This is a genomic window from Sorangium sp. So ce406, from assembly GCF_051474675.1.
GTDB classification, from domain to species: domain Bacteria; phylum Myxococcota_A; class Polyangia; order Polyangiales; family Polyangiaceae; genus Sorangium; species Sorangium cellulosum_G.
This window is the reverse complement of the sequence record NZ_CP150340.1, coordinates 4,008,802-4,035,308: the sequence shown is the minus strand read 5'-3', so window position 1 is coordinate 4,035,308 and position 26,507 is coordinate 4,008,802. Positions and strand designations below refer to the sequence as shown.

Genomic DNA, 26,507 nt, shown 5'->3' with positions numbered 1-26,507 from the left:
GCGGTCAGTCCTGCCCCACGCCGACCTGCAGCTTGCGCGCGACGATGCGGCTCGCGCTGGTCGCCCGGGTCGGCCCGCCGACGGGGAACGTGATGACGACGGCGCCCGCCCCGCCCCTGGTGATGCCGCCGCCGTGCGCCCCCACGAGCTTGCCCAGGCTCGCTGCATCGAGCGAGGCGCCGGCGCTGCGCAGGGCGTCGATCTGCCCCGCTCCCTTCAGCGCGGCCAGCGCCCCGCGATCGACCGCCGGCAGCTCGGCGAACAGGCCGGAGGCATGGACGAGCGCCGCCGCAGCCGCAGCCGGATCCGATCCGCGGAACCAGGCGCCCGCGTCGTGGTAAGGCAGGTGCGCGCAGCGCGCATACAGGGCGCCGAGCTCGGCGGATGCCCCGTCGGCCATGCGGTCGGCGAGGGCGACGAAGCGCGCCCGGAGCGCGGGATCGAAGTACGCGCGCGCATAGCCGCCGGAGAACCGCGCCGTGATCGCGCGCCACGACGGCGAGCGCCCCGCCTCCTCCGCGTCGAACCCCGGGACGATCTCCACGAGCCCGTCGGTCATCGCCGCGAGCTCGGCGTCGGCGCTCGCCGTCAGTTTGCCTTCGGAGATGAGCCCGCCCAGCCCCACGGCCTCCGCGCTCGTGGCCTCTTGCCCGGCGGCGGCCTGCGTTGAGCCGCGCGGCGTCGCCAGCCAGAGCTCGGCCACCCAGCCCGCGAGCTCGAACGGCCCCATGGATGCGCCAGAGTAGATCCGCTTGCGCGCCGCCTCGCAGGTGCGCGCGTTCCTCGCCGCGTCTTCGGCCGCGGTCGTCTCCGGCGCGACCGGCGAGGCCACCGGGTTCTCGCGCGATCGCATCGCGCGCGCCGCGACGAGCGCGCCGACGAGCGCGACCGCCACCGCGACGACGGGGATCACGACGTACCGCGCCGGCCGCCCCGGCGCCCTCGCGCCCGGCGGCGCCATCGAGGTCACCGCGCGCTGCGCCTGCGCGAGCCGCCGCGCGATGTCGGACGCCTTGCGCGCGCGCAGGTCCTGGGGCAGGAGCGGCCACTGCTCGGCGAGCTGCTCCAGATCGATGGCGACCGGCGCCCCGCGCCCGCGCAGCGCGATCTGCCGCCCCTGGACGCTCACCGATCCCGATGTTCCGAACAGGCCCAGGGCCTCCTGTACAGCCGCCTCGATCTCCCGCGCGCTGAGGTCGTCCACGATCGCAGAGTAACCGGATTTGAGGTCGGCGTGCCCGCCGCTTCTTTGCGCGGCGCCCGGGGCTCGCGGGGCGGGCCGCGGAGGCGCCCGGTCGACGCGGGAAATGCCGCGCGCGGCCGAGGGAAATGGCACATTCCTGCGCGTGCAGAAGACGCGCGTCTACCTCTCGCCCGGCATGTTCGGGTTCGCCACCCTCGCCTCCCTCGAGTACTTCGAGCATTTCATCCGAGCGATCGAGGAGCGCTTCCGCGATCGCGGCCGGGTCGTCGAGATACGCGTCTGCGAGGTGCATCCGACGGCCTCCCTCCTCCGCCGGGCCGCGAAGCTCGCCCGTCTCGTGGACGAGAGCGCCGGGGACGACGGCGGCCCGATCCACATCATCGGCCACTCGACCGGCGGCCTCGACGCCCGCCTCGTCGCCTCGCCCTCGGTGCGCCTCCCCGGGAACGCTCACCGCCGGCTCGGCTGGACGAGCCGGCTGCGGTCCGTCACCACGATCAACACGCCGCATTTCGGCACCCCGCTCGCCGCCTTCTTCGCCACGGTGAGCGGCCAGCGCCTGCTCTACGCCGTCACGGCGCTCACGGTGGCGGGCCTCAAGCTCGGCGCGCCGCCGCTCGCGGCCGCGTCGGCGCTCGTCGCCGCGTTCGGCCGGGCGCAGCTCGGCTTCCTCGAGATCGAGCTCATCGATCGCGCCGTCGAGAGCTTCATCCGCGTGCTCGACGACGCCTCGAGCCGCGAGCTGCGCGCCTGGTTGAAGCTGCTCCGCGACGACCAGGGCGCCATCGTCCAGCTCATGCCCGAAGCGATGGACCTGCTCCACGCCGGCCTGGAGGACCGCGCCGGCCTGCGCTACCAGAGCGTCGCCACGTACGCGCCGCGCAACGCCGTCCGCGACTGGGTCTCGGCGCTGAGGTCGCCGTGGGGGGCGATGTCGGCCGCCATCTTCACGGCGCTCTCGAACATCACGGCCCGCCTGGACGAGCACTACCCCTGCCGCTCCCATGACGGCTCGATCGAACAGAAGCTCGCGCGCGTGCTCGGCGAGCTGCCGCCGCCGGACGCCAACGACGGCGTGGTCCCGCTCGCCTCGCAGGTCTGGGGAGAGCTCATCTGGGCCGGCAAGGCCGATCACCTGGACATCGTCGGCCACTTTCCGGGCAAGGGCGGGCACATCGACTGGCTGGCGAGCGGCGCGCGCTTCAATCGCCTTCGCTTCGACGCGGTGCTCGATCGCATCGTGACCGGGATGGTGGCCGGCGAGCAGAGCAGCCTGTCGGAGCAGGCCGCGACGCCGCCGCGCCCGGTCATCGAGACGGTCGCGCCGGAGCGCGGGGACGTGGAGCAGACCGCCGCCGCGGCGAGCGCGATCGGCGGCCCCGCCATCGAGGATCCCGGCGGATGAGCGCCGACGGCGCCGGGCGCGCGCTCGAGCAGATCGCGGCGGAGCTCGTCGAGTGCCGTCGCTGCCCGCGGCTCGTGACGTGGCGGGAGGACGTCGCGCGCGAGAAGCGGCGCGCCTACCGGGACCAGACCTACTGGGGCCGCCCGGTGCCGGGCTTCGGCGATCCGGACGCGCCGCTCGTGGTCGTCGGGCTGGCGCCGGCGGCGCACGGCGCGAACCGCACCGGTCGGATGTTCACGGGTGATCGCTCGGGCGACTTCCTCTACGCGGCGCTGTTCCGCGCCGGGCTCGCGTCGCAGCCGACGAGCACGTCACGCGACGACGGCCTCGCGCTGCAGGGCGTGTTCATCACGGCCCCCTGCCACTGCGCTCCCCCGGACAACAAGCCCGCGACCGACGAGCTCGCGGCGTGCCGCACCTGGATCGAGCGAGAGCTCGCGGCCCTGCGCCGCGCGCGCGTCTACCTCGCGCTCGGCAAGATCGGCTACGACGCCGTGGGCGCGCTCGCCCGCTCGCAGCGCGCGGCCGCCGCCGGGGAGCGCGCGCGGCGTCGCGCGGAGGAGGATCCGCGCCTGCCGCCGTTCGCGCACGGCGTGGAGGCGACGATCCCCGATCCGCGCGGCGGCGCTGGCGAGGCGCGGCTCTTCGCCAGCTACCACGTGAGCCAGCAGAACACCCAGACCGGGCGGCTCACCGGGGACATGTTCGACGAGGTCCTGCGCCGCGCCATGCGCGCAGCAGGGCTGCGCGCCGCCTGAGGCCCGAGCCATCGGTCGAGCTCGCCCGAGGCGCCGCGCTCTTCATCGCCCGCGCTCGCCAGGCGCGTCCCGCAGCCTACTCCTGCTTCGACAGGAGCTTCTGCAGATCGCCCGACTGGAACATCTCCATCAGGATGTCGGAGCCGCCGACGAACTTCCCGTCCACGTAGACCTGCGGGATCGTCGGCCACTGCGAGTAGTCCTTGATTCCCTGCCGCAGCGAGGGGTCGGTCAGCACGTTGACATCTTTGAACTCCACGCCGCACTTCTTCAGGATGTCGACGGCGCGCGCCGAGAAGCCGCACTGCGGGAAGGTCTTGGTGCCCTTCATGAAGAGGACGACGCGGTTGCTCTCGACGGTATCCTTGATCGCCTGGTGGATGTCGCTCATGGCTCGTTCCTGATCTCCCGCCGCGAGCGGGATCGCCCATCTTTCAACGTACACAGAAGCCAACGTACACAGAAGCCGCGCGGGTCGCCGGACCGCGCGCTGACCCGGCCGGCGGGGGGCTCTCGACGGGATCGCACCCGGCTCGCCAGGCGACCACGTGACCTCCGCGCCCCGGACGCGCAGTTACGAGCACGCTTTCTGGTGTCGACCGTCGCCCGCGTCAACTGGGCGAACGCGCCGCGGGGTCCCTTCCGCAGGGGTAATCGACCGAGATGCCTGCGAGCAGATGCCGCGGCAGGGCACGTCCTCGTTGCTCGATGCGCCGCGGTCCCTGTCGCGCCTCGTGAGCCGCGGGCCGCGTGGACCAGGCTCAGCGCACCGCCGCGATGGCTTCGAGCGGCCGCGACCTTGCATGTTCGCGGCGCGGGCGCTCGACGCAGCGCGGTGCTCGTCTTCATGGAACAGCGCTCGAACGCCGGCGGACGGCGCGCTCGCGGCTCTGGGGCGCCCGGGGATCAGCGCCGCGTTTCGCTCGTTTTTTCGCGCCTGGAGCCCGGGAACCTCAGCGTCTGGCCTCGCGCCGCCAAGTCGTTGTAGAACACGCCCCCACCTGGGCCGTCTTACCGTTCGTGACCAGCGGCCGTGAGCCGCCGCGGGTGCGGCGAGCGTCCCAATGTCGTGGCCTCACCCCGCACAACCCTGAAGGAGCCTCGTATGCGCTTGTACGTCCTCATCCCTGCGGCCCTGCTCGGCCTCGCGCCCCTCGGCTGCGGAGGCAGCGACCCGGAGCCGAACAACCCGTCGCAGATGCAGAACCAGTACGGGGCGTCAACCCAGTACCCGCCCGGCCAGTACCCCCCCGGTCAATACGGCCAGCCCGCCCCGGCCGGTCAGTACGGCCAGCCCGCCCCGGCCGGTCAGTACGGTCAGCCCGCCGGCACCCCGACGACCCCCACGACGCCGACCACCCCCGCTGCGGGTGCGAGCGGCGGGCAAGCCTCACCGATCGCGCCCACGATGGTGGCCGCGGCGACCCCGGTGCTCACCGCGATGGCGGCGTCCGAGGTCCAGGGCATGCAAGCGGAAGGCGGCGCGTTCGCCGGGCAGTTCCAGGACGGCCAGACGCTCGAGCAGCCGTTCAACATCCAGCCGGGCAAGTGTTACTCGGTCATCGGCGTGGGCGTTGGCCTCCAGGAGCTCGACATCCAGCTCGTCGCGCACACGCCGCCGATGCCGCCCGTGGTGCTCGCCCAGGACAGCACCACCGGTCCGAACGCCACGCTCGGTGGCAAGGGCCAATGCTTCAAGAACCCGCTCCCCATCGGCGGCCCCGCGAAGGCCGTCCTGCGCGCCCGCGGCAGCGGGATGGCCGTCGGCCAGATCTACGTGAAGTAGTCGCCCCCGCGCGGCGCCGCCTCGCGGGCACTTCGCGTCGCGAGTCGGCGTCGCCATCCGCAGCTCGCGGCGCGCTCCGCCCGGCCGCGCGGCGCCGGCGTCGCGATCGCCCGTCGTCGGAGCGAGGGCGTGGTCCCGGCGTGCGCCCGACATCAGCCTCGCTTTCGTGTGAGCTCGCTTGCGCCGTAAGCTGCTCCCAGCGGCACGCTCGGCCGCGGGTCACCGGGAGAGGTGTGGTGCGCGCGGCCCCGCGGCTTCTCGCCGGGGAGGGTGCAAGGTACACTCCCATCGTGAGCTTGCCTTGGAGACACTGGGCGCCGCGGGTCGCCCTGCTCGGTCTGGCGTCCTGCTCGCTTCGCATGCGCGAGCAAGCGGAGCCGCCGTGGCCCGATCCCCCGACCGATGCCGCTTCGCCGGTGATCCTGGCGTTCGAGGAGCAAGGACCGCTGCAGCTCGCGCCGGGGCAGCTGCACACGGTCTGGGTCACCGGCCAGCCGCCGGTGCCCTACGAGGTGACCTTTACCCTCCTCGGCGACGCCGCCGGCGCGTGGGTCGACCGGACGACCGTCATGGCGGACGAGGACGGCAGGGCCTCGGTCCAGCTCCACGCCTCGAGCCTGGGGAGCACGTTCCGACTCCGCGCCGCCACGAAGGACGGCCCGGCCGCCGAGCTCGGCGTCTCGGTGAGCGCGGAGGGCTTCGGGGCGCTGCGCGTCCTTCCGCTCTACCAGGGCAGACGCCTCGCGAAGGAGTGGACGGCGAGCGTCATCACAGGGGCCACCTGCGAGGAGCTCGCAACCGCAGCGCCCGAAGCGCCCGTGGGCGCGCTCGTGGCGCACGGCGGCCCGAACGAACCGGTCGTCATCTCGGGCGCCCCGGTGGGGCTGAGCCTCACCGTTGCGCTCCACAGCGGAAAAATCATGTGGGGGTGCACGGGCGAACGAGAGCTGCAGGCCGGATCGTCGCGCGACGTGTGGGTCCCGGTCAGGGATCTGCCCATCGACCTGGCGGCGACGAGCCTCAACACGAAGCTGACGATCGCGTCGGCATACGGGCTGGATGCGCTGCTCGACGCGGCGACCGATGAGATGGTCGATGCCTTCTTGCCTGCTGGCGCGGAGGCCGCGTCCCTGCTCGACGCCATGGAGCGCGCCGCTCCCCCGGACCAGGCGTCCGAGTTCGACGCGCGGCGTCGGGAGCACGGCTGGGACACCGCCGCGCAGGCGCACCTCGCCGCGCTCCCGGTCTCGCTGCGCAACCGGTGCCGCGGGTGGGCCCGCGCCGGGCAGGAAGCTGCGCCGCTCACGATCGACGGCAAGCTGAGCGGCATGAAAGAGATGCCAGGAGGCGCACTCTTCGAGGTGAGCTGGCTCGGCAGCGCGCCCACCGAGAACACGGGCGAACGGTCGCCCGCGATCATGAAGTGGACAGCGGATCCCGGTGACGTGCTCCGACTCGCCGGAACCCTCTCCTGGGTGCCGAGCCTCTATGTGGGCGGCGCCGCGGCGCTCGGGGCGACGCTGGAGGCGGAGGCCGAGTCCGTCCCCACGGCGCTCGCCGCTGCAGCGGACTGTGCGACCCTGGGCGAAGTGCTCGTCGGCTACTCCGGCTGCGACAGCGACTGCATGGCGACGCTGTGCGCGCGCGGGCTCAAGGTCCTCTGGCACGATGGCCTGGAGGCGCAAGCGAAGGCCGGGCGGACTGGCGAGATCGTCGTGAACGCCTCAGGCGAAGCGCAGGTCAACAGCGCCGCCGCGCCGATCTCGTGGACGGCAGACTGGCTGGGGACCCTCCGTTACGAGGGCCTGGAGGCGAGCGTCGAGGGAAGCGTGGACGCCGTCTCAACGGACGTCATCGCCAACTGATTGCCCGCGGTCGCCAGCGCCTCATCGGCCAGCGTCCCTGGGCTCGCAGCGCAGCCGCCACCTCCGCCCCGTGGTCCGCTCGGTCGCGGCGAGCGGGATGGCGCTGGCAGCGACGTCGCGCTGCTTCTCGGGCGCCTTCGAGAAGATCCCTTGCAGCCTCACCGACATCGCCTCGACGCACGCTGCGCCGGGATCCAGGCGAAGCCGGAACTCGGCACCATCGACCGACGAATAATTACCGCCGAGATCGAAGCTCGGCGAGCCCTCCAGGCTCGTGTCCAGGAGCCAGCCGTCCTGGCCCGACTGACAGCGGTCGAGCGGTGTGTCCACCAGATCTTTGCGCCCGAGCGGCACCGCCTCGCCGAGCGCACCGGTGTCGCGGTCGATCGGGAGCACATGCCATGAGCCGGCGCGCACGCCCGGGTCCGGGGCCGTCGAGATGAGCAGGCCGACACCGCCGCCGAGCGCACGCCGGACCAGGCGCGGCGGGTCGACTCCGTAGCTCGTGCGCGCGGGACGATGATACGTCGCGAGCGGCCGCGCGATGCCGAGGTCGGCCCGCCACAGCGTCACGGACTCGTACGAGCCGCCGGGCGCCACGAAGAACCAGGTCTCACCGAGCCGCACGGCGCCGTTCGGAAAGGGCCGGAGAAAGTTGCCTGCGCGGCCGCCGCCGTCGCGGAGCGGGAGCACCGGCAGCCCCTCGGACACCGCGAAGAGGCTGCATCCCGCGCCCCGACACACGTGGGTCAGGGCAGCCCGTCCGCCCGGGTCGAGGTACGCGCCCCAGGAAGCTGCCCCGTAGTTGACGACCCCGAGCGCCTCGGCCGCGGTGGCCTCGTCCGACCAAGGCGAGGCGCTGACGGCGCTGGAGCGGACCCCGCCATCCGGGTCGAAGCGATCGTCGAACCGGATGAGCCAGCGCCCCGCCCGAGCCCAGTCAGCGCCCCGCTTGCCCCATGCGTAGGCGCGCACGGTCACGATGTCGTACGGGGCCCCGTTGTCGAAGCCGATCTCATCCGCGCCGAGCGTGGGCGGCACGGTGTTGCGGAAAGGCGCCCACGCCGAGCTCGCCGTCTCCTTGGACTGCGGGCGTGCGGCCGGCTGCGGTGGGCGCGCGGCCGACGCGGCGGACGGCCTGTCCGGCAGCGGCGGGGTCGACGAGCCGAGCGCCTCGCAGCGCATCGCGATCGGGCTGCCCGCGCGCAGCGGCGTCTGGAGCACCGGCGGTGGCTTCGCTTCGGCGAGGTCGTCCGGCAGCGCCGTCTTGCCCCAGCCTACGCGTATCCAGCCCTTGAAGACGCAGCCGACAGGGCCGCACGCGCGCGTCCGGGGAGCGGCAGCGTCGTCGTCCCGCTCGGGCAGCTCGATCGAGCGCCAGGTCATGCCGCCGTCCGTCGACTCGGCGGAGCGCTCGCCCTCTCCCAGAGAGAGCGCGAACCGCCCTGACAGGAGCGCGCCCGTGCCGTCCTGGCGCGGCGCGCCGGCGGTCACATTGCCGCTCTTCACGTCGATCCGGACGCCCACGATCGGGCCGCCTGCCTCTACCCAGCCGCCGAGGACCCCGGGCTCGCGCTCCTCGAACCCCTCGAGCCACATCCCGCGCTGCAGATCGCGGACGGTGCTGCGGGGCTTGCCCGGAAGGGTCAGCGGGACGGTGGTGACGTCGCTCCCCTTCAGCAGCGTGAGCTGCCCCGAGGCCCCCGGGCGCGGCGGTGAGAGGACGGCGACGCGGCCGTCGGAGAGCGCGACGACGCGCTCGACGCCGACGTCCCGCGCCGGCGCGCGGACGTGGATCTCGCGGGTGCCCCCGTCGGCGGCGACGATGCAGTACGCGCGGCCGTCGTGCGCGCCGCTGCGCTCTCCGCAGGCGCCGCGGATCACCAGCGCGCCGTTGCCGCTCGCGGCCACGAAGCGCGGCTCCTCGAAGCGCATGAGCCGGCGCATGCCGAGCGGCGGCTGGAAGGCGTAGAGCGTCGTCGGCCCGTCGCGCTCGCCGCAGACGAAGCCGAACGACGCGCCCGCGCGGATCGCGTGGCACGCCGCCTCGCGCTCGGGGTAGGCGTCCGGCGCGACGTCGACGACGGCGCCGTCGCGCAGCGAGACGCGCGCCAGGGCGCCGCCGCGGGCCACCACCGCGGTCGAGCTCGAGTCGGGCCACCCGTCCTCGATCGCGGCGCGCAGCGGGCGCCGCCCGAAAGGCCCCTGCGCCCGCGCCGGCGCCTCCTGCACGTCCTCGGGCGTCTCCAGGGTGCGGTACGTGACGCCGCCGCGCGCATCGACCGAGTAGAACCCGTTCGCGGTCATCACCGCCGGGTCGCCGCCGATGACCGCGAGCGAGGTCGGCCTCGCGTCGACCTCGACCGGACGCCACGTGGCCCCCGCGTCGAAGGTGACGAGCAGCCCGCGCAGGTCGGCCTCGACCACGGCGCGCCACCCGTCGGCGAACGCGAGCTGGCCGTACGCGCTCGCCGGCGGGAGCGGGCCGAGGGGCATCGCCTCGCCCTTCTGCGCGTCGATCGCGAGGAGCCGGTGGCTGTGCGAGAGCCGGGCGTAGAGGCGATCGAACCCCGCGATGATCTCGTTCGCCTCCGACGGCAACTGGACCAGCGGATCGAGCGGGGCGAGCCACTCCCGGGCGCGCCAGAGCTGCGCGCTCCCGCGGTTCGAGGCGTAGAAGAGGTAGCCGCCGCCGAGCCGCGTCGGGAGCTTGAGCGCGGTGACCTGACCAGACGGCAGCAGCTCGGCGGCGCGCTCGAGTGATCCGTCGTCGTGCGCGATGAGGCGCATGCGATCGATGAGCACCCGCCGGGACCCCGCCTCGCTGGCCACGACGCCGCGCTCTCCGACGAGCTCAGGGAGGAGCAGCGAGGGCGTGATCATGGTGACGAGCGCCCCCTGCGCGGCTCGCCCACCCGAGGCCGGGAGCGCCGACCGCGCAGCCCCGCCGCGCGACGCCTGCGCCGCGTACGGCGCGCTCGGCGCGCGTCCGCCGCAACCCGCGGCGCCCGCGCCGAGGAGCAGCATCATCGCGAAGAGCGGCCCGGCGCCCGGCGTGCGGCGCGCAGTCGGCGCGTGATACCGCCGGTCGGGCTCGCTCATGACGGACGATGCTAGCGCGCCCCCCTGGTCGCCGCACCGTCCTTGCAGTCGCCCGCTGGACAGACGGCGCCGCGGCCGGCGCGGAGCGCGGCCGCCGAGCGAGAGGTTCAAGCGACGGGATCTCGGCTCATCGCGAGGGCCAGGACAGCCCTCGCGCGTTCACTTGCCCTTGGCGGAGCACTGCATCGCGCACATCAGATCGCCGGCCGCGCACCCGCAGCCGCCGCGCTTGGCCGGCGCGGGGGCGGCGGCCGGGGCCGGGGAGCCGGAGGCAGGCTGCGCCTTGCCTGCGGAGCCGCCGGAGGTCTGCCGCGCCGGCCGCGCGGCACCGCGGGCAGGCGCAGCCGTCGGCGTGGCGCTCGGCGTCGCGCTCGCGACCGGCTCCGCGCTCGCCGTGGCCGTCGCGCTCGCGGTCGCGGTCGCGGTCGGCGTCGGCTCGGGCTCCGGCGGCGTCGTCGTCGCCGGGGCTGCCGCCGTGGTCGCGTTGTCGGCAGCGGCGGGCGCCGGCGCCTCGCCGCCGCCCTTCATCATGAAGAAGACGCCCGCGATCGCGATGCCCGCGATCGCGATGCCGGCGCCGATGATGAGCGGGGCGCGGTTCTTGGGCGCTGCCTCGATGCTCGTCGGCGGCGCGACGGACGGCGCCCGCGCCGTGGTCACGATGGGCGCGCTGAGCTGGAACAGGCCGCCGTCGTTCGCGACGATGCTCGCCACCGGCGACGGCGCCCTGACGCCTGCTCCCGACGCGAGGGCCTTCAGGTCGATGAGACCGGAGTCCTCCGACGCGCTGGCGCTCGACCGCGCCGGAGGAGGCGCGGCCTTCGCCGTGAGGGCGCTCAGCGAGAACAGCATCGAGTTCTCGTCGCGCTGGCCGGGGGCGGTGCCGCTCTTGAAGAGCGGAGCGCTCGTGGCCACGTCGTCGGAGCTCGGCCGATGCGCCTCGGGCGCCGGGCTCCCGCCGAAGAGGTCCTGCGTCGGGCGCGCCGGATCGCGGCGCACGGCCGCCGCGCGCGGCGCCGGAGCGGACGCCGCGACCGCCTCGATGCCCGAGGAGGCCTGCGATGCGGCCGCACCAGCGCTCGGCACGGGCTGCGACTGCACGGGCGCCGGCTCCTGCGCGGCCGTCGAGACCGGGGCGCTGCCGGCGTGCAGCGCCGCGACGATCGTGTCGACCTGGCCGAGCGGCTGCCAGTCGGCCATCCCGTCCGCCCAGATGTACGTCTCGGCGTTGATCACCCCCGCCTGATAGCTGGCGACGATCTCCGCCAGCGTCATCGAGCGCTGATCGCCGTCCGCCACGTTGACCAGGTACGTGGTCCCGTCGTTCGGAACGCTCGTGCCGGAGACCGGATCGGCGACCCCGCCGTTGGTCGTCACGCCCGAGCTGTTCACGAGGATCGTGGCGCCGCACTTGCGGCACTTGATCTTGACGGTTCTGCCTTGGACCTTCTCGTCCGAGACCGTGTATTTCGACTGACAGGACTGGCAGGTGATCTTCATTGGGGGCTGGCCCGCAGGGGGGTAATGCCGGCGAGGCGTCGCGTAGAGTTTACCTTGATACCGCGCCGGTGGCCCGCTCTCTGACGTGCCAGTCGCGCGTCTGATCTCGCAGCTCCGCTTTACGATAGCCGAGGTCGTCATCCCTTCGTAAAGCACAAAGGAACGGGGCCGCTGATGGAACCGTTGTCGGGGTGCGTCACACGGGCCCGCAGGCCGGCGCCTGGAGTGCGACCGGTCACGTCGCGCCCCGAGCGCCGACCCGCCAGGAAAGGCGCGGGGCGCGCGCCACGGAGGGCGGGTCACGCGCGGCGGCGGAGGGCGATGCGCTCGTTCAGGCGTCGCCGCGCGCGGAGCCGAGCTCTTCCAGGCTGGGTTCGTCGGTCACGACGGGCACATCGTCGACCGGATCGTGGGGCTCGGCGCTCTCGCTCGGCCCCTGGGCCTCGTGGCCCCCGACGTGCTCGCCGTACGCCTGCAGCTTCGAGTACAGGCCGCGGCGGCTGATCCCGAGCACGCGGGCCGCGCGCTGCTTGTTGCCGCGCACGGCCTCGAGGGTCAGCAGGATGAGCTTGCGCTCCGCGTCGGCCAGGCGCGTGCCGACCGGGAGCCGCAGCACGAGCGGGTGCTCGGCCGCCTCGCCGGCGTCCCGCGGCGGCTCCGCGTCGGGGATGCTGCCCTCCTGAGGCCTCCGCGGCAGCGAGGCCGGGCTCACGGAGGCCGGCGGCGGCTGCGCGACGACGGCGTGCGATGGCGCAGGGTCGGACGGGACCGCCATGTCCGCTGGGTGGACGAGCGGCACCGAGAGCGGCTCGGCCGGCTCGGGAGGGACGACCGGCGCCGCGGTCCGCTGGGACGTGACGCTGTCGTAGGCGCGCCGGCCGGAGCGCCGCTCGATCCGGCCCTGGCCGAGCTGGACGTCGTTGGCCGACACCATCTCGCTCGAGGCGAAGAGCGCGGTCTGCTCGATGACGTTGCGCAGCTCGCGCACATTGCCCGGCCAGTCGTGCTCCGTCAGCCGCTCGACGGCGGCGTCCGTGAGGCGGCGCGCCGGGGTGCCATAACGCTTCGCGAATTTGAGCAGGAAGCGCTCGGCGATGGGCAGGATGTCCTCCCGGCGCTCGCGCAGCGGGGGCAGCGTCACCGTGAACACGTTGAGCCGGTAGTAGAGATCCTCGCGGAAGACGCAGTCGTCGACGAGGTCGAGCAGATCCTTGTTCGTGGCGGCGACGACGCGGACGTCGGCCTCGATCTCCTTGCGGCCGCCGACGCGGGTGAAGCGGTAGGTCTCGAGCACGCGGAGCAGGCTGACCTGCACCGCAGCGTCCATCGTCCCCACCTCGTCGAGGAAGACCGTGCCTCCGGCCGCCGCCTCGAACTTGCCCTCCGCGGCCGCGAACGCGCCGGTGAACGAGCCCTTCTCGTGGCCGAAGAGCTCGCTGCCGATGAGCTCGCGCGGGATGGCACCGGTGTGCACCGGAACGAACGGGCCGGCGCGGCGGCGGCTCCGGTTGTGGATGGCGCGCGCGACGAGCTCCTTGCCGGTGCCGCTCTCGCCCACGATCAGCACGGGCGCCATCGTCGCGGCGACGCGCTCGATGCGGGTGAAGACCTCGCGCATCCGGGCCGAGCCGCCGATCATCCCCTCGAACACGAGCTGCCCGTGGAGGGGATCGTCGTCCTCGCCCTCGACGAACTCGCGGGCCGGACCGTCGAAGAGGAGCTGGCGCACGAGCAGTACGAGGCGCGCCGGGTCGAGCGGCTTCTGGAGGTAGTCGGCGGCGCCGAGCTTTAGCGCGTCGACGGCGCTCGTGATCGACGCGGCGCCGGTGACCATGACGACGGCGGGCGGCGGCGTCTTCGGCTCGGGCCCATCGAGCTCGCCCGGGGAGAGCCGGCGCATGAGATCGACCCCCGTCATGCCGGGCAGGTTGAGGTCCGTGACGAGCACGTCGGCCGGGGTCCGCTGGTGGATCTCGAGCGCCTGCTCGCCGCTCGAGGCGACGACGACGTCGAGCCCTTCATGGCGCAGCACCGCCTCGAGGATGGCCGCCTGGTCGGGCTCGTCCTCGACCAGCAGCACACGGCCGTGCTGGTTGTGGCTCCGATGCGGCGAGCGCGCTTGTCCGCGCGGAATTGCAGCAGATACTGCGTTCGGTCCCAAAGCTTCCCTCCCAGCTCGGCGGACGGACGGCTCGGCCCCGTGCGATGTGAAACGTGCCGCTCAATGTGTACCCTGCGGGGGCTTCACATCAACTCGGGACTTGCCTACTTCTCGGTGCAAGCCCCCCTCACATGCCGTCCGTGACATGCCGTCCATGCGCAACGGATGCGACGCCCCCGGGTCGCTGCCCCCTGTGGTGACACGCCAGCGCGCGCATCACCAGCGCTCGATGATGCCGCATGCGATGCGATCGGCCAGCGCCATGCACGTAAGCATCGGGTTCACCGCGGGACTTCCAGGAAAGACGCTCGTGTCGGCGACGTAAACGTTCTCCAGATCGTGGCAGCGCCCCTCTTCGTCGACGACGCCGTCCCGAGGGTTCCTCGACATTCGCGCCGAGCCGAAGGCGTGGTTCGCCGCGGTGATCGTGTCGCGCCCGTCGAGCCGCCTGCTCTTCAGGATCTCGGCTTCTGCCGGCGACGTCAGCTCGTCGGGGATCCCGTGCAGCCCGGGCAGGATCGACGCAGCGCCCGCCGCCCAGCAGATGTCCGACAGGATGCCCAGGCCGCGCTGGATCTTCTCGACGTCGCGGGGCGCGTAGTCGAACCGCACATCGGGATCCCACGAGCCGCGCTTCGGACGGACCGTCCCCCGCGACTGCTCGGCCGCGATGATCACATCGAAGGGCGCCATGCGGTGATACGTCCTGAGGTGACGCTGGTAATCGTGCCCGAAGCCGGGGAACCGCGCGGCGAGCACCGCGGGGGGCGACCAGAGGACCTCGAGCTTGATGCCCTGCTCGAGGAAGTGGAGCGAATGATAGCCCTGCGTAGCGCCCTCCCACGGGTCGATGGGATCGGGGAAGACCGCCATGATCGCGAGCCCCGGGTGGAGCTGGAGCTCGTTCCCGACATGGCCGCTGGAGTTGGCGGCGCCGCTGCGGAGCAGGATGAGCGGGGTCGCCATGCAGCCCGCCGCGAGCACGACGAGCTTCGCCCGGATCTCGACAGGCGCCCCCTCGCGCCACGTGAACGGCTCGACGGTGCGGCCGCGCATCCCGACGGCGCGCTTTCCGGAGAGGAGCAGGGTCTCCGCGCGCACGCTGGTGAAGACGCGCGCGCCCGCCCGGATCGCGGCGGGGACGTACGAGATGTCGGTCGACATCTTCGCGCGGTTGCGGCACCCCGTGAAGCACTCGCCCGAGCCGCGGCAGCCGCGCACGTTGCGGTGGGTCGGCTCGCTCGACAGGCCCAGCGCGTCGCAGCCCCGCTTGAAGCGCAGGTTGCGCTCGCCCTGCACCTCCACGGGCGTGGGCGCGACGCCGAGCAGGCGCTCGACGCGCTCGTAGTGAGGCGCCAGCGTCTCCGATGTGAGCGACGCCGTCCCGGTCCGGTCCGCCCACTTGTCGAACACCCACGCGGGCGAGCGCGCGCAGATCGCCGAGTTCACGACGGACCCGCCCCCGAGCGCGATCGCCTGCATGGTCGGGATGAGCATGCGCCCGCGCGCAGCGCGCATCCCGCCCTCGCGCAGCGTGCGCGCCAGCGACTCGCCCGCCTCCTGCCGGAAATCCTCCACCCCGAACGGCGGCCCCTCTTCCACGAGGATCACGTCGCGCCCCGCCTCGGCGAGCTCCTTGGCGACGACCGCCCCGCCCGGCCCCGACCCGACGACGAGCACCTCGCAGGACGCCCGCACCTCGCCGTCGTAGTCGGCGAACACCTTCACCTGGGAGCGCGGCTCGCTGGGCGCGAGCGGCTCGACCGCGGCCCTCGATCGGAGCGCGGCGGCGGAGAGCGGGCGCCGCTCGGCGCGCTCGGGGCTCGCGGGCGGGAGCGCCCCCGACAGGCCGGGGAGCTTCACGCCGTCACCCCCGGCGCGAGCGACGGCGCGCTCACGGCGACCCCCTCGCCCGCCGGACGCGCGGCCGCGCGGCGCTCAAAGGGCGTGGCGCAGCAGGCGACGCCGATCGCGCGGGCCACCTTCTCGTTCGCGAGGTAGCCCATCGAGAGCATCGTCCGGAGCGAGAGGAACGTCACCCGTCGCAGGTAGATGCAGCTCTGCGCCATCGACGCGAGCACCGCGATGCGATCGGGCTGCGGGAGCCGCGTGAAGCGGGCGCGCCGTGGCCCGAAGACGCAGGGCGAGAGCTCGACGACGTGGAGCAGCAGCCGAAGGTAGGGCCGGAGCGGCCTCGGGGTGCGCGCGACGTAGTGCTCCATGTACTCGACCAGCCCGGCCTCGGTGCCCGAGACCGGGATCGGTCCGCCGGCAGGGAACAGCGCGTCCGCGCAGGCAGCCACGATGGCCCGCTCCTTCACGGAGAGCGCGCGGGCGGGCGCGCCCGAGGCCCGGGCCCTGCGCGCGAGGCCGACGGCGGCGAGGGCGAGCGCCGCGAGGGCAACGACGAGAAAGATCACGGGCAGGTGCGCAACGACGTCGCTCATCACTCGACTCCTTTCCTGGCAGCGCGGGCGCCGGGCTGACCGGGCGCCCGGGCGCCTCACGGACGGCGCTGCGGCCACGCGCGAGCTCGGCGGCGAGATCGACCTCCCCCGCACGCCGGCGTCCGCTCGAGGACGCCGCAGCGATCCGGGAAACGATCGCGCCTGCGGCACCGCTCATCTCGCCCGAGGCCGTCGTCATGGCTGCCTTGAAAGCCTAATCCGACGGGCGGAGTGCGCAATTTCGTTCGCACTGCGTCGGGATGTTCGCACACCATCCTGTCCTGATTTACGCAGCCCGGGGTTACGGCTGTGACAATCGCGGTATGGTCGGCCCCCGATGAGCGACGAGGCCAGAAGCGCAGTGGACACGAGCGACGAGGTAGGACGCGACGAGCCGGCGGAAGGCGAGGAGTCGATGGACGACGAGGAGCGCCCGACGGCGCCGGCGCGCGATCTCCGGACCTGGCTCGCCGGCGCTCCCCTCCCCGCGTGGCTCCAGATCGCGCTCGGGCTGGTCTTGCCGATGCTCGTCACGCTCGTGGGCGCGCTGCGCGTCGCGAGCTTCACGATCGACGACGCGTACATCTCGTTCCGGTACGCGGAGAACCTCGCGAACGGCAACGGGCTCGTCTACAACGTGGGCGAGCGCGTCGAGGGCTACACGAACTTCCTCTGGACCGTGCTCCTCGCCGGCGCGGTGAAGATCGGGGCGACGCCGCCGGCCGCTGCGAAGGTCCTCGGCGCCGCGTGCGCGTGCGGCGCGCTCGTCCCGACGTACCTCCTCTCGCGGCGGCTGCGCGCGTTCTCGAACCTCCCCTGCCTCGCGACGTGGCTGCTCGCGACGAGCATCCTCTTCTCTGGCTACGCGGTGTTCGGGCTGGAGACGCCGCTCTTCCTCCTGCTCACGCTCGCGGGGACCGAGCTCTTCCTCCGCGAGGAGGACGCCGCCACGGCCGGCGACGGACCGCGGCTGGCGCTCACCTTGTCCTCGTTCCCCTGGTCCGGCGTGGTGTTCGCGCTCGCCGCGCTCACGCGCCCGGAGGCGCCGCTGTTCCTCGGATTGCTCGTCATCTGGCACGTGGACCAGGCGTTCTCGCGGCGGAATCTGCTCCGCCTGCTCGCCTTCGCGCTCCCCGTTGCGGCGCACCTGCTCTGGCGGCACAGCTATTACGGCGCGTGGCTCCCGAACACGCTCGCCGCGAAGACCGGCAACTTCGCGCAGCAGCTCCAGGGCGGGAGCGACTACGTCCGCAAGTACGCGCAGCACGCCGGCGCCTTCCTGTGGCTCGGGCTCGTCTCGGTCGCGTCGTCGATCGTCCACCGGCGCCGGAGCGGCCTCGCGATCGCGTCGATCGCGCTGCTCTTCGGCGTGTATGTCGTCGTGGTGGGCGGCGACTGGATGCCGTACTTCCGGTTCCTCGCGCCCGCCGAGCCGTTCGCGTTCCTGCTCGTCGACGACGCGATCCGCGCCATCGCCGCGCGGCGCGAGCGGGCCGCGTCGCTCGCGCTCGCGGCGTTCGGCGCGATCACGATCGCGACCCGCACCGGCGAGCTCTGGCGGGCGCAGAGCAACCTCCTCGTCAACGACAAGGGGTTCTGGGACGACGCGGCCGGGCGCACGGCCGACTGGCTCGTGCAGAACGGGGAGCCCGGCCCCATCGCGATCGCGGACATCGGCTACGTCGGGTACCGCACGGGCTTCCCCGTCGTCGACATGCTGGGGCTGCTCAGCCCCGAGGTCTCGAGCCTGCCGGGCGGGTACACGCACAAGGTGGGCACCGGCTACACCGACGCGCTCTTCGACAAGAACCCGCGCTACTTCCTGATCATCGCCTCCGGGGCCGACTGCCGGAACCCCACGGTGCCCTCCTCGCGCGCGTCGTACAACGATCCCCGGTTCAAGAAGGACTACAAGCTTCGCCAGGCCATCGCCCTGAAGAAGGGCGGCGCCTGGTGCATCTACGGCAAGACGTCGTACCCCTGACGGCCGTCCCGCCGCGCGCTCGCGCTCGCCTCACCGCGCCCCCGCCTCACCACACGCTCACCTCACCGCGGCTCATCGCTGCGCGCCGGCGCTGCCCCTTGCGCCTCCGCCGGCGCGGCGGTCCAGAACGCGCGCACGTCCTCGATGCGCTCTGTCCGGCGCGCGTCGGGCAAGCTGTCGAGCAGCACGCGGCCGTAGCCGCGCGTGCGCACCCGCCGGTCCAGGATCGCAACGATGCCGCGATCGGTGCGCGTACGGATCAGCCGACCGAAGCCCTGCTTCAGGGTGATCGCGGCCTGCGGGACGCTGTACGCGATGAACGGGTTGCCGCCGGACTGCTCGATCGACGCGCACCGCGCGGCGACGACCGGATCGGTCGGCACCGCGAACGGGAGCTTCTCGATGATCACGAGGCGCAGCGCCTCGCCGGGGACGTCGACCCCCTCCCAGAAGCTCATCGTCGCGACGAGCACGGCGTGCCGCTCGGCGCGGAAGCGGCGGAGCAGCGCGCCCTTCGGCGCGTCCCCCTGCACGAGCAGCGGGATCGGCTGCCGCGCCGCGCCCCCGGCCGCCCGGGCCTGCGCGGGCGCGCGGGCGAGCCGGGCGCGCAGGGCCGCGGCGAGCGCGTTCATGGCGCGGATCGACGTGCACAGGACGAACGCGCCGCCGCCGGTGATGCCGATGAGCTCGGCCATGCGATCGGCCGCGCGATCGACGAACGCCGCGTCGGTCGCCTCGGGGAGGTCGCGCGGCGTGTAGAGCAGCGCGGCGCTCGGGTAGTCGAACGGCGACGGGACCTCGAGCTCGTCGACTGGCACCGACACGTCCTCGTCGAGGCCCATCCGCGAGCGGAGGAAGCGAAACCCGGACGCGCCGGAGCCGCCCGTGGTGAGCGTGGCGCTCGTCAGCACCACGGCGCCGATCCGCTCGAAGACGTGCTCGCGCAGCATGTCCCCGAGATCGACCGGCGACGCGCCGAACGAGACGGCGCGCCCGCGCACCTCGACCCACGTGACCTGGTTGGTCGCGGGGTCGACGATCCGCGCGGCGTCGTCGCGCAGCTGCGCGGCGCGGTTGCCGACGAGCTGCACCGCCTCGCTGATCGCGTTCGCGCTCGCGTAGTTCGCGAGCGCCTCGAGGTGGTTGTCCAGGCGGTGGTAGGCGTCGAGGAGCTCGCCGGACCACGCGTCCCTGGCGAGCGGGACCCGGGCGTCGCCCCGATCCGCGCTGCCCGCGGCGCCGCCGAGCGCGGCGAGCCGGTCGAACAGGGCGTCCGCGGACTCGCGCACCACGGCCGTGATCGCCGTCCCCTCACCCCGCCCGAGGATGTGGTCGGCGAGGCCGGACGCGATGAAGGCCCGGTCCGCGTCGCGGAGCATCGAGTCGACCCGCGCGCGCGAGGCGCGGACGCCGAAGAAGCTCGTCGCGATGTCCTCGAGCTGGTGCGCCTCGTCGAAGATCACCGCGTCGTACGGCGGGAGCGCGCCGGCGCCCGCGAAGCCGCGGCGCGCACCGGCGATCTTCAGCGCGAGATCCGCGAAGAAGAGGTGGTGGTTGACGATGAGCAGGCGCGCCGCCTCGCTGTCGCGCTTCATCCGCGTGACGAAGCACTCGTCGAAGTAGTCGCACGAGGCCCCGAGCCGCGTCTCGCTCGATGACGCCACCTCCCGCCAGAGCGGATCGCCCTCCGCGAGGTAGGCGAGCTCGGCGACGTCGCCCATCTCGGTCTCCTGCGCCCACGCCTCCAGGAGCGGCAGCGAGCGCCCGGCGGTCCCGGCGCCCGCGCCGGGGCTCTGGCGGAGCTCGTTGAAGCGGCGCAGGCAGAGGTAGTTGCCGAGGCCCTTCACCAGCGCCGCGCGCGGATCCAGGCGGAGGTGCTCGGCCACGAGCGGCAGGTCCTTCGTGTAGATCTGGTCCTCGAGCGCCTTCGTCGCGGTCGAGACGACGACCTTGCGGCCGCTCAGGATCGCGGGAACCAGGTAGGCGAGCGTCTTGCCCGTCCCGGTGCCCGCCTCGCAGAGGAGGACGCGATCCTCGGCGATCGCCCGCTCGACGGCGCTCGCCATCGCGACTTGCCCCTCGCGGTCCTCGTAGCCCGGCAGGCCGCGCGCGAACGGGCCGGAGGGCCCGAGCAGGCTCGCGGCGCGGTCGAACGGCATCGTCTACCGCTTACCGCGGCAGGGCAGTCTTCTCGAGCGAGAGAGCGAACCCCACCTCGCTGACGGCGAGCTCGAGCGACGCCACCGGCTTCTCGAACTGGACCTCGCACCACGTGTCCAGCGTCCGCTCCGCGTCGCCGGGGTCGCGGACGTGCCGGAGCGCGGCCTCGCCCTCGGTGTAGCCGCGCGCCACGGCGGGCTCGGCCAGGCCGCGCGCCCGCTCGAAGAGCTGCTCGTCCGCCGCGCCCGGGAAATCGTTGCGCTGCGCGCGCACCACGAACCCGACGCGCAGCGGCTCGGCGCCCACGACGATCCCCGAGTCCATGAGGAGGTTCTCCCGCACCCGCTCGGCGACGTGCACGGCGTCGCCTCGGGTGCGGTAGACCTCGAATCCGGCCTGGAGCAGGGCTTTCTTTATCTCCGCGGGTGTCGGCATCGTCCGCTGGTTCCCGGCTACCCCCATGCCAGCAGGAACATCCATCGCAAAATTGCGGGGGCCTCGTCAAGCTGACAGCGCTGACAGGGGCCTGTGGCGCTTTGGCGCGCCCGCGCATTTCTGCGCGGTCACGCACGAGGTCACGAGCTCGACCGTGACGGCCTCGGCTCCCCCTCGTCGAGGAAGCAAACGCCCACGATCGAGCCGTCCGGCTCGTCCTGGACCCACATGATCCGACCGGGGCGCGGGGCCCTGCCGTCGAGCCAGACCGTTAGCTCCGTACCGGGATCGAGTGAATTTTCTATCACCACCCGAAGCCCGCCGACGCTGGCGTTCAGCGTCCAGCCCGAGACCGCGCGATCCTCGGTCTCGAGGCGCACCCGCTCGCTGAGCTCACGGCGAGGGCTTCTACGGCGGTTCGCCAGGAGCTGAGGTGGAATCTGGAGCGACGGAGGAGTGAGGGTTCTGCGTCGAATCACAGAAGAAAATTACAAGCACACGCCGTGCCCGGGAATGGATTTCGATGACTCCCGGGTAAATTCACCCTGGACGGGAGCGACGAACTGATCAGTGGGCTTCGGCGTGGTCGGGCTTGTGGCCGGAGCCGTCGCTTGGCTCCTCGAACACGGAGACGGGCTCGAGCAGCGAGAGCTGGTCACGCTTGATGCCCACGCCCTTGTCGGAGAAGAAGAGGTCGTTCTCCTGCAGCCGCGATCGGACGCGGGCGATGAACAGGATAGGCATGCCCGCCTGCGTGTACCCGAGCTGCACCAGCGTGCCCTTCGGCCAGTTGCCCCCGTCGAACGTGAGCTCCTTGCGGAGCGTGTAGAACCCCTCGGCGGGGAGGCGCTGCAGCGAGTCCGCCCACGTCGTGCCCCGGAACGCGACGGCAGGGCCGTGGAAGTGCCAGCGGTTGTGGACGTTGTGATCGGGCGTCGTGACCGTCGGCAGACCGTTGTCCGAGTGGTTGTGGAAGGAGACGATGATGCCGGCAGGCACCTTGTCCTCGTTTCCGGGGAGCGGCTTTGTCGTCAGGTAGAGGCCGCAATCAGGGAGGTGTGACTTCGAGCTTGCCATGGGATGAGCCCCTAACCCCGCTCTCGACCGCCGTAAAGACACGCCGTCGACGCCGTGCTATGCCGCGCCAGGCCAAGGCGAGAGGCTGCTCGAGGAGCGAGCAGCGCGCCCCGGGAGCGAGCCCTTCGTGAACAGACTGAGCCAAATCTTCGGCGCCGCCATCGTCATCGCGATCGCCGTCGTCTTCATCGTCCAGTTTCGCCCGAACACCGGCCCCGTGCAGTCGGCCGCGAGCACCTGCGTCGTCGAGGTCCGAGGGAGCTGCATCTCCTCGATCGAGTTCAACGCCTCGAGGAACCTGCTCGCGATGCGCAGCGTCGACGAAAACCGCCTCCGGGCGATGGGACTCCGGCGGATCACGGCGGAGGGGCTCTACGAGCGGTGGCTCCTCAACGAGGACGCGAAGCGCCTCGGGATCAGCGTCTCGGACGACGAGCTGACGGCCGAGCTGGGGACCGGCAGGGTGCGTGTCTCGCTCCCGGCGGACAAGATCCGCCAGATCGGTTACGCGCTCAACCTCCGAGAGGACCTGATTCGCTACCTGGACGTCCGCAACCGCCAGACCAAGAAGTTCGACAACAAGCAGTACGAGCGGCAGATCCGGAACATCACGAAGATGAGCCCGACGGACTTCCGCGATTACCAGCGGAAGGAGCTCATCGCCGCGCGGATGCGCGACTTCATCCGCGCGCGGGTCCGGGTCGGCGAGAACGAGGCGTTCGAGCAGTTCTCCCGCGAGAAATCCACCCGGACGCTCAGCTACGTGCGCTTCGACCGGCGCTTCTACAGCGATCTCGTCGTGGACACCTCGGAGAAGGCGATCCAGGCCTGGGCCGACGCCAACAAGGAGGAGCTCGACAAGACGTGGGAGGGGCGCAAGGCGCAGTACCTGCCCGAGTGCCGGGTCGCCCGGGTTATCACGGCCGAGGTGAAGCCCGACGAGGCCGAGCAGGGACCGGAGGCGGGCAAGGCCGCCGCGAAGGCGCGGATCGAGCAGGCCGTCCAGCGCCTCAAGAAGGGCGAGAGCTTCGCCGACGTGGCGCGCAGCGCGAGCGACGACCCGAGCGCGGCGCGCGGCGGCGAGCTCGGCTGCGTGACCAAGGGCCGGCTCAGCAAGCCCGTCGAGGACAAGCTCTTCGAGATGAAGGCGGGCGAGGTGTCGGACCTCGTCGAGACCGAGGACGGCTTCCAGGTGATCAAGGTCGAGCAGATCGCGAGGGACGCCGAGGCCGAGAAGATCGGCCGGCTGGAGGCGGCGCGTGATCTCTACGTGGCCCACGAGTCGGAGCGGCTCGCGGCCGAGGCCGCGAAGCAGGTGCTCGCCGCCGCGGCCGGCGGCAAATCGCTGGAAGACGCGCTCGCCGCCTACATGGCGCAGCTCACGCCCGCGAAGAGCGCTGCCGCCGCGCCGGGCGCGAAGCAGGAGGAAAAGGCTGCGAAGCAGGACGGAGCCACGGACGCGAGCGGCGCGGGCGGCACGAAGAGCGACGGCCAGACCGAGCCGGGCGCGGCGCGGGCGCCCTACACGATCGCGAACCATCCGAACCGGCCCACCGTCGAGGCGAGCCTGCCGTTCAACGTGTCGGGATCGCCCATCGCGGACGCGAAGGACAGCACCGAGCCCGCGCGCATCGCCTTCCAGCTCGAGAAGCCGGGCGACCTGCCCAAGGACGTCGTGGCGCTGGAGAACGGGTATGCCGTGATCCAGCTGAAGGAGAAGACCTCCCCGAGCCAGGAGCAATGGGACAAGGACCGCGAGTTCTACACATCGGCGATGCGGGCCGCCAAGCAGAACGACGCGCTCGTCGGGTACATGCGCCGGCTGAAGTCGACCATCGGCAGCGAGGTGAAGTACGATCAGAGCCTCCTCAAGGAGACCAGGCCGGCCGAGGACGGCTCCGGCCAGCCGGAGCTCCCGATCGAAGACGAGGGGGAATGACGTCGCTCCCGCTGCGTGACGCTCGGGACATCGTCCTCTCGAACGGCCTCAAGGTCGTGCTCGTCCCGCAACCGCAGGTGCACCGGGCGGTCGCCTCGCTCTACCTGCGCGTGGGCTCGCGGTTCGAGACCCAGCAGAACAACGGGATCTCTCACTTCCTCGAGCACATGGTGTTCCGGGGGACGTCGACGCTGCCGTCGGCGCACGCGCAGGCGCTCGCCTTCGAGCGCCTCGGGGGGACGCTCTACGCGGCGACCCACGTCGACCACGGCGTGATGAGCATCTCCGTGCCCCCGTCGAACCTGGACCCGGTGCTCGCCCTGCTCGGCGAGGTCGCCACGTCGCCCCGCTTCACCGCGATCGAGGTCGAGCGCGGCATCGTGCGCGAGGAGATCCTCGAGGACCTCGACGACGAGGGGCGCGACATCGACGCGGACAACAACGCCCGCGCGCTCATGTACGAGCGACACCCGCTCGGCTTCACGATCACCGGGGGCATCGACGCGCTCGACCGGTTCGACGAGCCGATGCTGCGCGCGCACCACGCCCGACACTACACGGCGGCGAACGCGGTGCTCTGCGTGGCAGGGCGGTTCGATCCGGAGGCGTGCGCGCGGGTGATCGAGCGGCACTTCGGCGCGATGCCGCGCGGCGAGCAGGTGCCCGCCACGCCGCCGCCGAACGGGCAGAAGAAGCCGAGGTTCCGCTTCATCGAGAACCAGTCGAGCCAGACCGAGCTGCGGGTCGCGTTCCGGGGCGTGAGCGAGCGCGATCCGCGCGAGCCCGCCGTGGAGATGCTGCTCCGCGTGCTCGACGACGGCATGTCGACGCGGCTGTACGAGCGGATCTGCGACCGGCTGGGCCTCTGCTACGACGTGTCGGGGATGTTCGAGGCGTACGAGGACGACGGCGTCGTCGACATCGCCGCGGGCGTGCAGCACGACCGCGCGACCGTTGTGGTCCGGGAGATCTTCGCGCTGCTCCGGGAGCTCGCCGAGACCGGCCCGCGCGAGGACGAGCTGGCCAAGGCGCGGGACCGCCACCTCTGGTCGGTGGAGGCGATGCAGGACGACCCCGAGGCGACCGCCGGGTTCTACGGGCTCTCCGCGCTCGCCGACATCGCCCGGACCCCGGAGGCACGGCACGAGGAGCTCGCCCGCGTCACCGTCGACGACGTGCGCAACGCCGCGCGCGCGCTGTTCCGGCCGGACCGGCTGACCGTCGTCGCCGTGGGCCTGCTCCGCTCCTCCGAGGAAGCGAAGCTCGAGAAGGCCGTCCGCTCGTTCGGCTGAGGCGCCGCCCACCGCGGCGCGCCGGGACCTACGGCAGATCCAGGAAGGGTGGAATAGGCCGCGCCGCGCGCACGGCCACTACCTCCCCTGTGCTCAACCACGGACGGGACTGCCGCCTCCCCTGCCCTCAACCACGGACGGCGGCCGCTCGTCCTCAACCACGGACGGCGTGCTCGTCGCCGCGGGAGCGTGCCCACCGAGCTTTGCCGAGCGTGGCCCCCTCACCCCGACGGAAGGTGACCGGAACCACGAGTTTTATATTTGCATCTATGCGCATCGACGCATATATGATGCCCGTGGTCACCGTCACGGAGTCCCCGGCCCAGCCTGTCGAGGCGATCGCGCGGTGCGAGCTGTACCGGCTGCTCGCCGATCCGGTGCGGGTGCGGCTCCTCGGCCTGGCTTCGGCGGAGGAGCTCGCCGTCGGCGAGCTGGCCGAGTTGCTCCGTGAGGGGCAGCCGAAGATCTCGCGCCACGCGGCCGCGCTCCGCGAGGCGGGCATCCTCCTCGCCCGACGTCAGGGCACGTGGACGCTGCTCCGCCTCGACCCGCGCGCCACGACCGACCCGGTGGTTGACGACGCCGTGCGCGCGGGCCAGCGCGCGTGCGCGGCGGACGGCACGCTCGCGCGCATCGAGGAGGTGCTCGCCGCGCGCGACGCCGAGACCCGCGAGTTCTTCGCGCGCGGCGGGCGCCCGCTCCGCTCGGGGCCGCCGTCCGAGCTCGCCGCTTACCTCGCCGCGCTCGCGCCGCTCCTGCCCCACCGCCGTCTGGCGGTCGACGCGGGCACCGGCGACGGGGCGCTGCTCGAGGTGCTGTCCCCCATCTTCGAGCGCGTCGTTGCGCTCGATCGCGCGAGCGCCCAGCTCCAGCTCGCGGCGGAGCGCATGCGGCGGCGCAGCCTCGAGAACGTCGAGCTCGTGTGCGGCGAGATCGACGGGCCCGAGGTGATCCGCGCCGTCGCCCGCGCGCTCGGGGGCGAGCCGCCCGAGCTCGGTGAGCCCCTCCCCGACGGCGCCGATGTGGTCTTCGCGGCCCGCGTGCTGCACCACGCGCCGCAGCCGGCGAGGGCCATGCGCGCGCTCGTCGAGCTCGCGCGGCCGGCCGCGCCCGGCCACGCGGACGACGCCCTGCGCGCCCGGGGAGGCGCGGTGTGCGTGCTCGACTACGAGGCGCACAGCGATCCGACGCTGCGGGAGCAGGAGGCGGACATCTGGCTCGGCTTCTCGCCGGCCGACCTCAGGCGCCTCGCCGAGGAGGCTGGGCTCTCGGGCATCGAGATCCGGCGGCTGCCGTCCGCATGGCAGGGAGAAGGCCCGGATCGACACCTGGTTTGGCAGCTACTCGTCGGCTGGCGCGGCGCGCGCACCGGCGCATTCACCGGATAAAGAC

Annotated in this window: 19 protein-coding genes; 8 read left to right on the top strand and 11 right to left on the bottom strand. The window is 72.8% G+C overall.

The window, feature by feature from the left end; all coding sequences use genetic code 11:
* Positions 1-4: 4 nt before the first annotated feature.
* A complete protein-coding gene (locus WME96_RS14970; RefSeq protein WP_437290787.1) occupies positions 5-1,204 on the bottom strand; it encodes a hypothetical protein in 1,200 nt (399 codons plus the stop codon).
* Positions 1,205-1,346: 142 nt separating this feature from the next.
* Between WME96_RS14970 and WME96_RS14965 the strand changes: the two genes are divergently transcribed.
* Both WME96_RS14965 and WME96_RS14960 read left to right on the top strand, forming a co-directional pair.
* Positions 1,347-2,609: an esterase/lipase family protein gene (locus WME96_RS14965; RefSeq protein WP_437290786.1), complete on the top strand. Its 1,263-nt coding sequence runs from the start codon at positions 1,347-1,349 to the stop codon at positions 2,607-2,609.
* The gene (locus WME96_RS14960) at positions 2,606-3,367 is read left to right on the top strand and encodes a uracil-DNA glycosylase (protein ID WP_437290785.1); all 762 of its coding nucleotides are present in this window, start codon (positions 2,606-2,608) and stop codon (positions 3,365-3,367) included. Before WME96_RS14965 ends, WME96_RS14960 begins: the two co-directional genes overlap by 4 nt.
* Positions 3,368-3,443: 76 nt before the next feature.
* Here WME96_RS14960 and grxD read toward each other — a convergent pair whose 3' ends face one another.
* Positions 3,444-3,758, bottom strand: coding sequence for a Grx4 family monothiol glutaredoxin (gene grxD, locus WME96_RS14955; RefSeq protein WP_437290784.1), 315 nt, complete (start codon positions 3,756-3,758; stop codon positions 3,444-3,446).
* A gap of 714 nt (positions 3,759-4,472) precedes the next feature.
* Here grxD and WME96_RS14950 point away from each other — a divergent pair.
* The gene (locus tag WME96_RS14950) at positions 4,473-5,153 is read left to right on the top strand and encodes a hypothetical protein (RefSeq protein WP_437290783.1); all 681 of its coding nucleotides are present in this window, start codon (positions 4,473-4,475) and stop codon (positions 5,151-5,153) included.
* Positions 5,154-5,443: 290 nt separating this feature from the next.
* Positions 5,444-7,018, top strand: a complete 1,575-nt coding sequence (locus WME96_RS14945) for a hypothetical protein (protein ID WP_437290782.1) — start codon at positions 5,444-5,446, stop codon at positions 7,016-7,018.
* A 21-nt stretch (positions 7,019-7,039) separates the two neighbouring features.
* Here WME96_RS14945 and WME96_RS14940 read toward each other — a convergent pair whose 3' ends face one another.
* The 5 genes from WME96_RS14940 to WME96_RS14920 all read right to left on the bottom strand — a co-directional run bounded on the left by WME96_RS14940 (position 7,040) and on the right by WME96_RS14920 (position 16,228).
* On the bottom strand, positions 7,040-10,120 hold the full coding sequence (locus tag WME96_RS14940; RefSeq protein WP_437290781.1) for a hypothetical protein: 3,081 nt from the start codon (positions 10,118-10,120) through the stop codon (positions 7,040-7,042).
* A gap of 159 nt (positions 10,121-10,279) precedes the next feature.
* Positions 10,280-11,620 (bottom strand): zinc-ribbon domain-containing protein, encoded by a 1,341-nt coding sequence (locus WME96_RS14935; protein WP_437290780.1) that lies wholly within the window; start codon positions 11,618-11,620, stop codon positions 10,280-10,282.
* A 331-nt stretch (positions 11,621-11,951) separates the two neighbouring features.
* Positions 11,952-13,700, bottom strand: coding sequence for a sigma-54-dependent transcriptional regulator (locus WME96_RS14930; protein ID WP_437290779.1), 1,749 nt, complete (start codon positions 13,698-13,700; stop codon positions 11,952-11,954).
* Between the two features lie 297 nt (positions 13,701-13,997).
* Positions 13,998-15,644, bottom strand: a complete 1,647-nt coding sequence (locus WME96_RS14925) for a GMC family oxidoreductase (protein ID WP_437290778.1) — start codon at positions 15,642-15,644, stop codon at positions 13,998-14,000.
* Positions 15,641-16,228: a gluconate 2-dehydrogenase subunit 3 family protein gene (locus tag WME96_RS14920; protein WP_437290777.1), complete on the bottom strand. Its 588-nt coding sequence runs from the start codon at positions 16,226-16,228 to the stop codon at positions 15,641-15,643. Before WME96_RS14920 ends, WME96_RS14925 begins: the two co-directional genes overlap by 4 nt.
* Positions 16,229-16,565: 337 nt before the next feature.
* On the opposite strand from WME96_RS14920, the gene WME96_RS14915 reads away from it, so the two are divergent.
* Positions 16,566-18,212, top strand: coding sequence for a hypothetical protein (locus tag WME96_RS14915; RefSeq protein ID WP_437290776.1), 1,647 nt, complete (start codon positions 16,566-16,568; stop codon positions 18,210-18,212).
* A gap of 62 nt (positions 18,213-18,274) precedes the next feature.
* On the opposite strand, the gene WME96_RS14910 is transcribed toward WME96_RS14915, so the two are convergent.
* The 4 genes from WME96_RS14910 to WME96_RS14895 all read right to left on the bottom strand — a co-directional run bounded on the left by WME96_RS14910 (position 18,275) and on the right by WME96_RS14895 (position 21,884).
* On the bottom strand, positions 18,275-20,371 hold the full coding sequence (locus WME96_RS14910; protein ID WP_437290775.1) for an ATP-dependent DNA helicase: 2,097 nt from the start codon (positions 20,369-20,371) through the stop codon (positions 18,275-18,277).
* Between the two features lie 10 nt (positions 20,372-20,381).
* Positions 20,382-20,807: a hypothetical protein gene (locus WME96_RS14905; protein ID WP_437290774.1), complete on the bottom strand. Its 426-nt coding sequence runs from the start codon at positions 20,805-20,807 to the stop codon at positions 20,382-20,384.
* A 140-nt stretch (positions 20,808-20,947) separates the two neighbouring features.
* Complete coding sequence (locus WME96_RS14900; RefSeq protein WP_437290773.1) at positions 20,948-21,286, bottom strand: PilZ domain-containing protein; 339 nt, start codon at positions 21,284-21,286, stop codon at positions 20,948-20,950.
* Between the two features lie 88 nt (positions 21,287-21,374).
* Complete coding sequence (locus tag WME96_RS14895) at positions 21,375-21,884, bottom strand: hypothetical protein (protein ID WP_061614945.1); 510 nt, start codon at positions 21,882-21,884, stop codon at positions 21,375-21,377.
* 127 nt (positions 21,885-22,011) lie between these two features.
* On the opposite strand from WME96_RS14895, the gene WME96_RS14890 reads away from it, so the two are divergent.
* The 3 genes from WME96_RS14890 to WME96_RS14880 all read left to right on the top strand — a co-directional run bounded on the left by WME96_RS14890 (position 22,012) and on the right by WME96_RS14880 (position 26,503).
* Positions 22,012-23,823, top strand: coding sequence for a peptidylprolyl isomerase (locus WME96_RS14890; RefSeq protein ID WP_437290772.1), 1,812 nt, complete (start codon positions 22,012-22,014; stop codon positions 23,821-23,823).
* Positions 23,820-25,115 carry a M16 family metallopeptidase gene (locus WME96_RS14885; RefSeq protein WP_437290771.1) on the top strand — a complete coding sequence of 432 codons (1,296 nt, stop codon included), beginning with the start codon at positions 23,820-23,822 and terminating at the stop codon, positions 25,113-25,115. The genes WME96_RS14890 and WME96_RS14885 overlap by 4 nt, the downstream gene beginning before the upstream one ends.
* Before the next feature lie 290 nt (positions 25,116-25,405).
* Entirely contained in the window at positions 25,406-26,503 is a 1,098-nt protein-coding gene (locus tag WME96_RS14880; protein ID WP_437292319.1) for an ArsR/SmtB family transcription factor, read from the top strand.
* The last annotated feature ends 4 nt before the right edge of the window (positions 26,504-26,507 follow it).

Coding starts and splice junctions, on each gene's coding strand:
- WME96_RS14950 (WP_437290783.1), top strand. CDS start 4,473: ATGCGCTTGTACGTCCTCATCCCTGCGGCCCTGCTCGGCCTCGCGCCC.
- WME96_RS14880 (WP_437292319.1), top strand. CDS start 25,406: ATGCCCGTGGTCACCGTCACGGAGTCCCCGGCCCAGCCTGTCGAGGCG.
- WME96_RS14935 (WP_437290780.1), bottom strand. CDS start 11,620: ATGAAGATCACCTGCCAGTCCTGTCAGTCGAAATACACGGTCTCGGAC.
- WME96_RS14905 (WP_437290774.1), bottom strand. CDS start 20,807: ATGCCGACACCCGCGGAGATAAAGAAAGCCCTGCTCCAGGCCGGATTC.
- WME96_RS14915 (WP_437290776.1), top strand. CDS start 16,566: ATGAGCGACGAGGCCAGAAGCGCAGTGGACACGAGCGACGAGGTAGGA.
- WME96_RS14920 (WP_437290777.1), bottom strand. CDS start 16,228: ATGAGCGACGTCGTTGCGCACCTGCCCGTGATCTTTCTCGTCGTTGCC.
- WME96_RS14910 (WP_437290775.1), bottom strand. CDS start 20,371: ATGCCGTTCGACCGCGCCGCGAGCCTGCTCGGGCCCTCCGGCCCGTTC.
- WME96_RS14940 (WP_437290781.1), bottom strand. CDS start 10,120: ATGAGCGAGCCCGACCGGCGGTATCACGCGCCGACTGCGCGCCGCACG.
- WME96_RS14960 (WP_437290785.1), top strand. CDS start 2,606: ATGAGCGCCGACGGCGCCGGGCGCGCGCTCGAGCAGATCGCGGCGGAG.
- WME96_RS14895 (WP_061614945.1), bottom strand. CDS start 21,884: ATGGCAAGCTCGAAGTCACACCTCCCTGATTGCGGCCTCTACCTGACG.
- grxD (WP_437290784.1), bottom strand. CDS start 3,758: ATGAGCGACATCCACCAGGCGATCAAGGATACCGTCGAGAGCAACCGC.
- WME96_RS14885 (WP_437290771.1), top strand. CDS start 23,820: ATGACGTCGCTCCCGCTGCGTGACGCTCGGGACATCGTCCTCTCGAAC.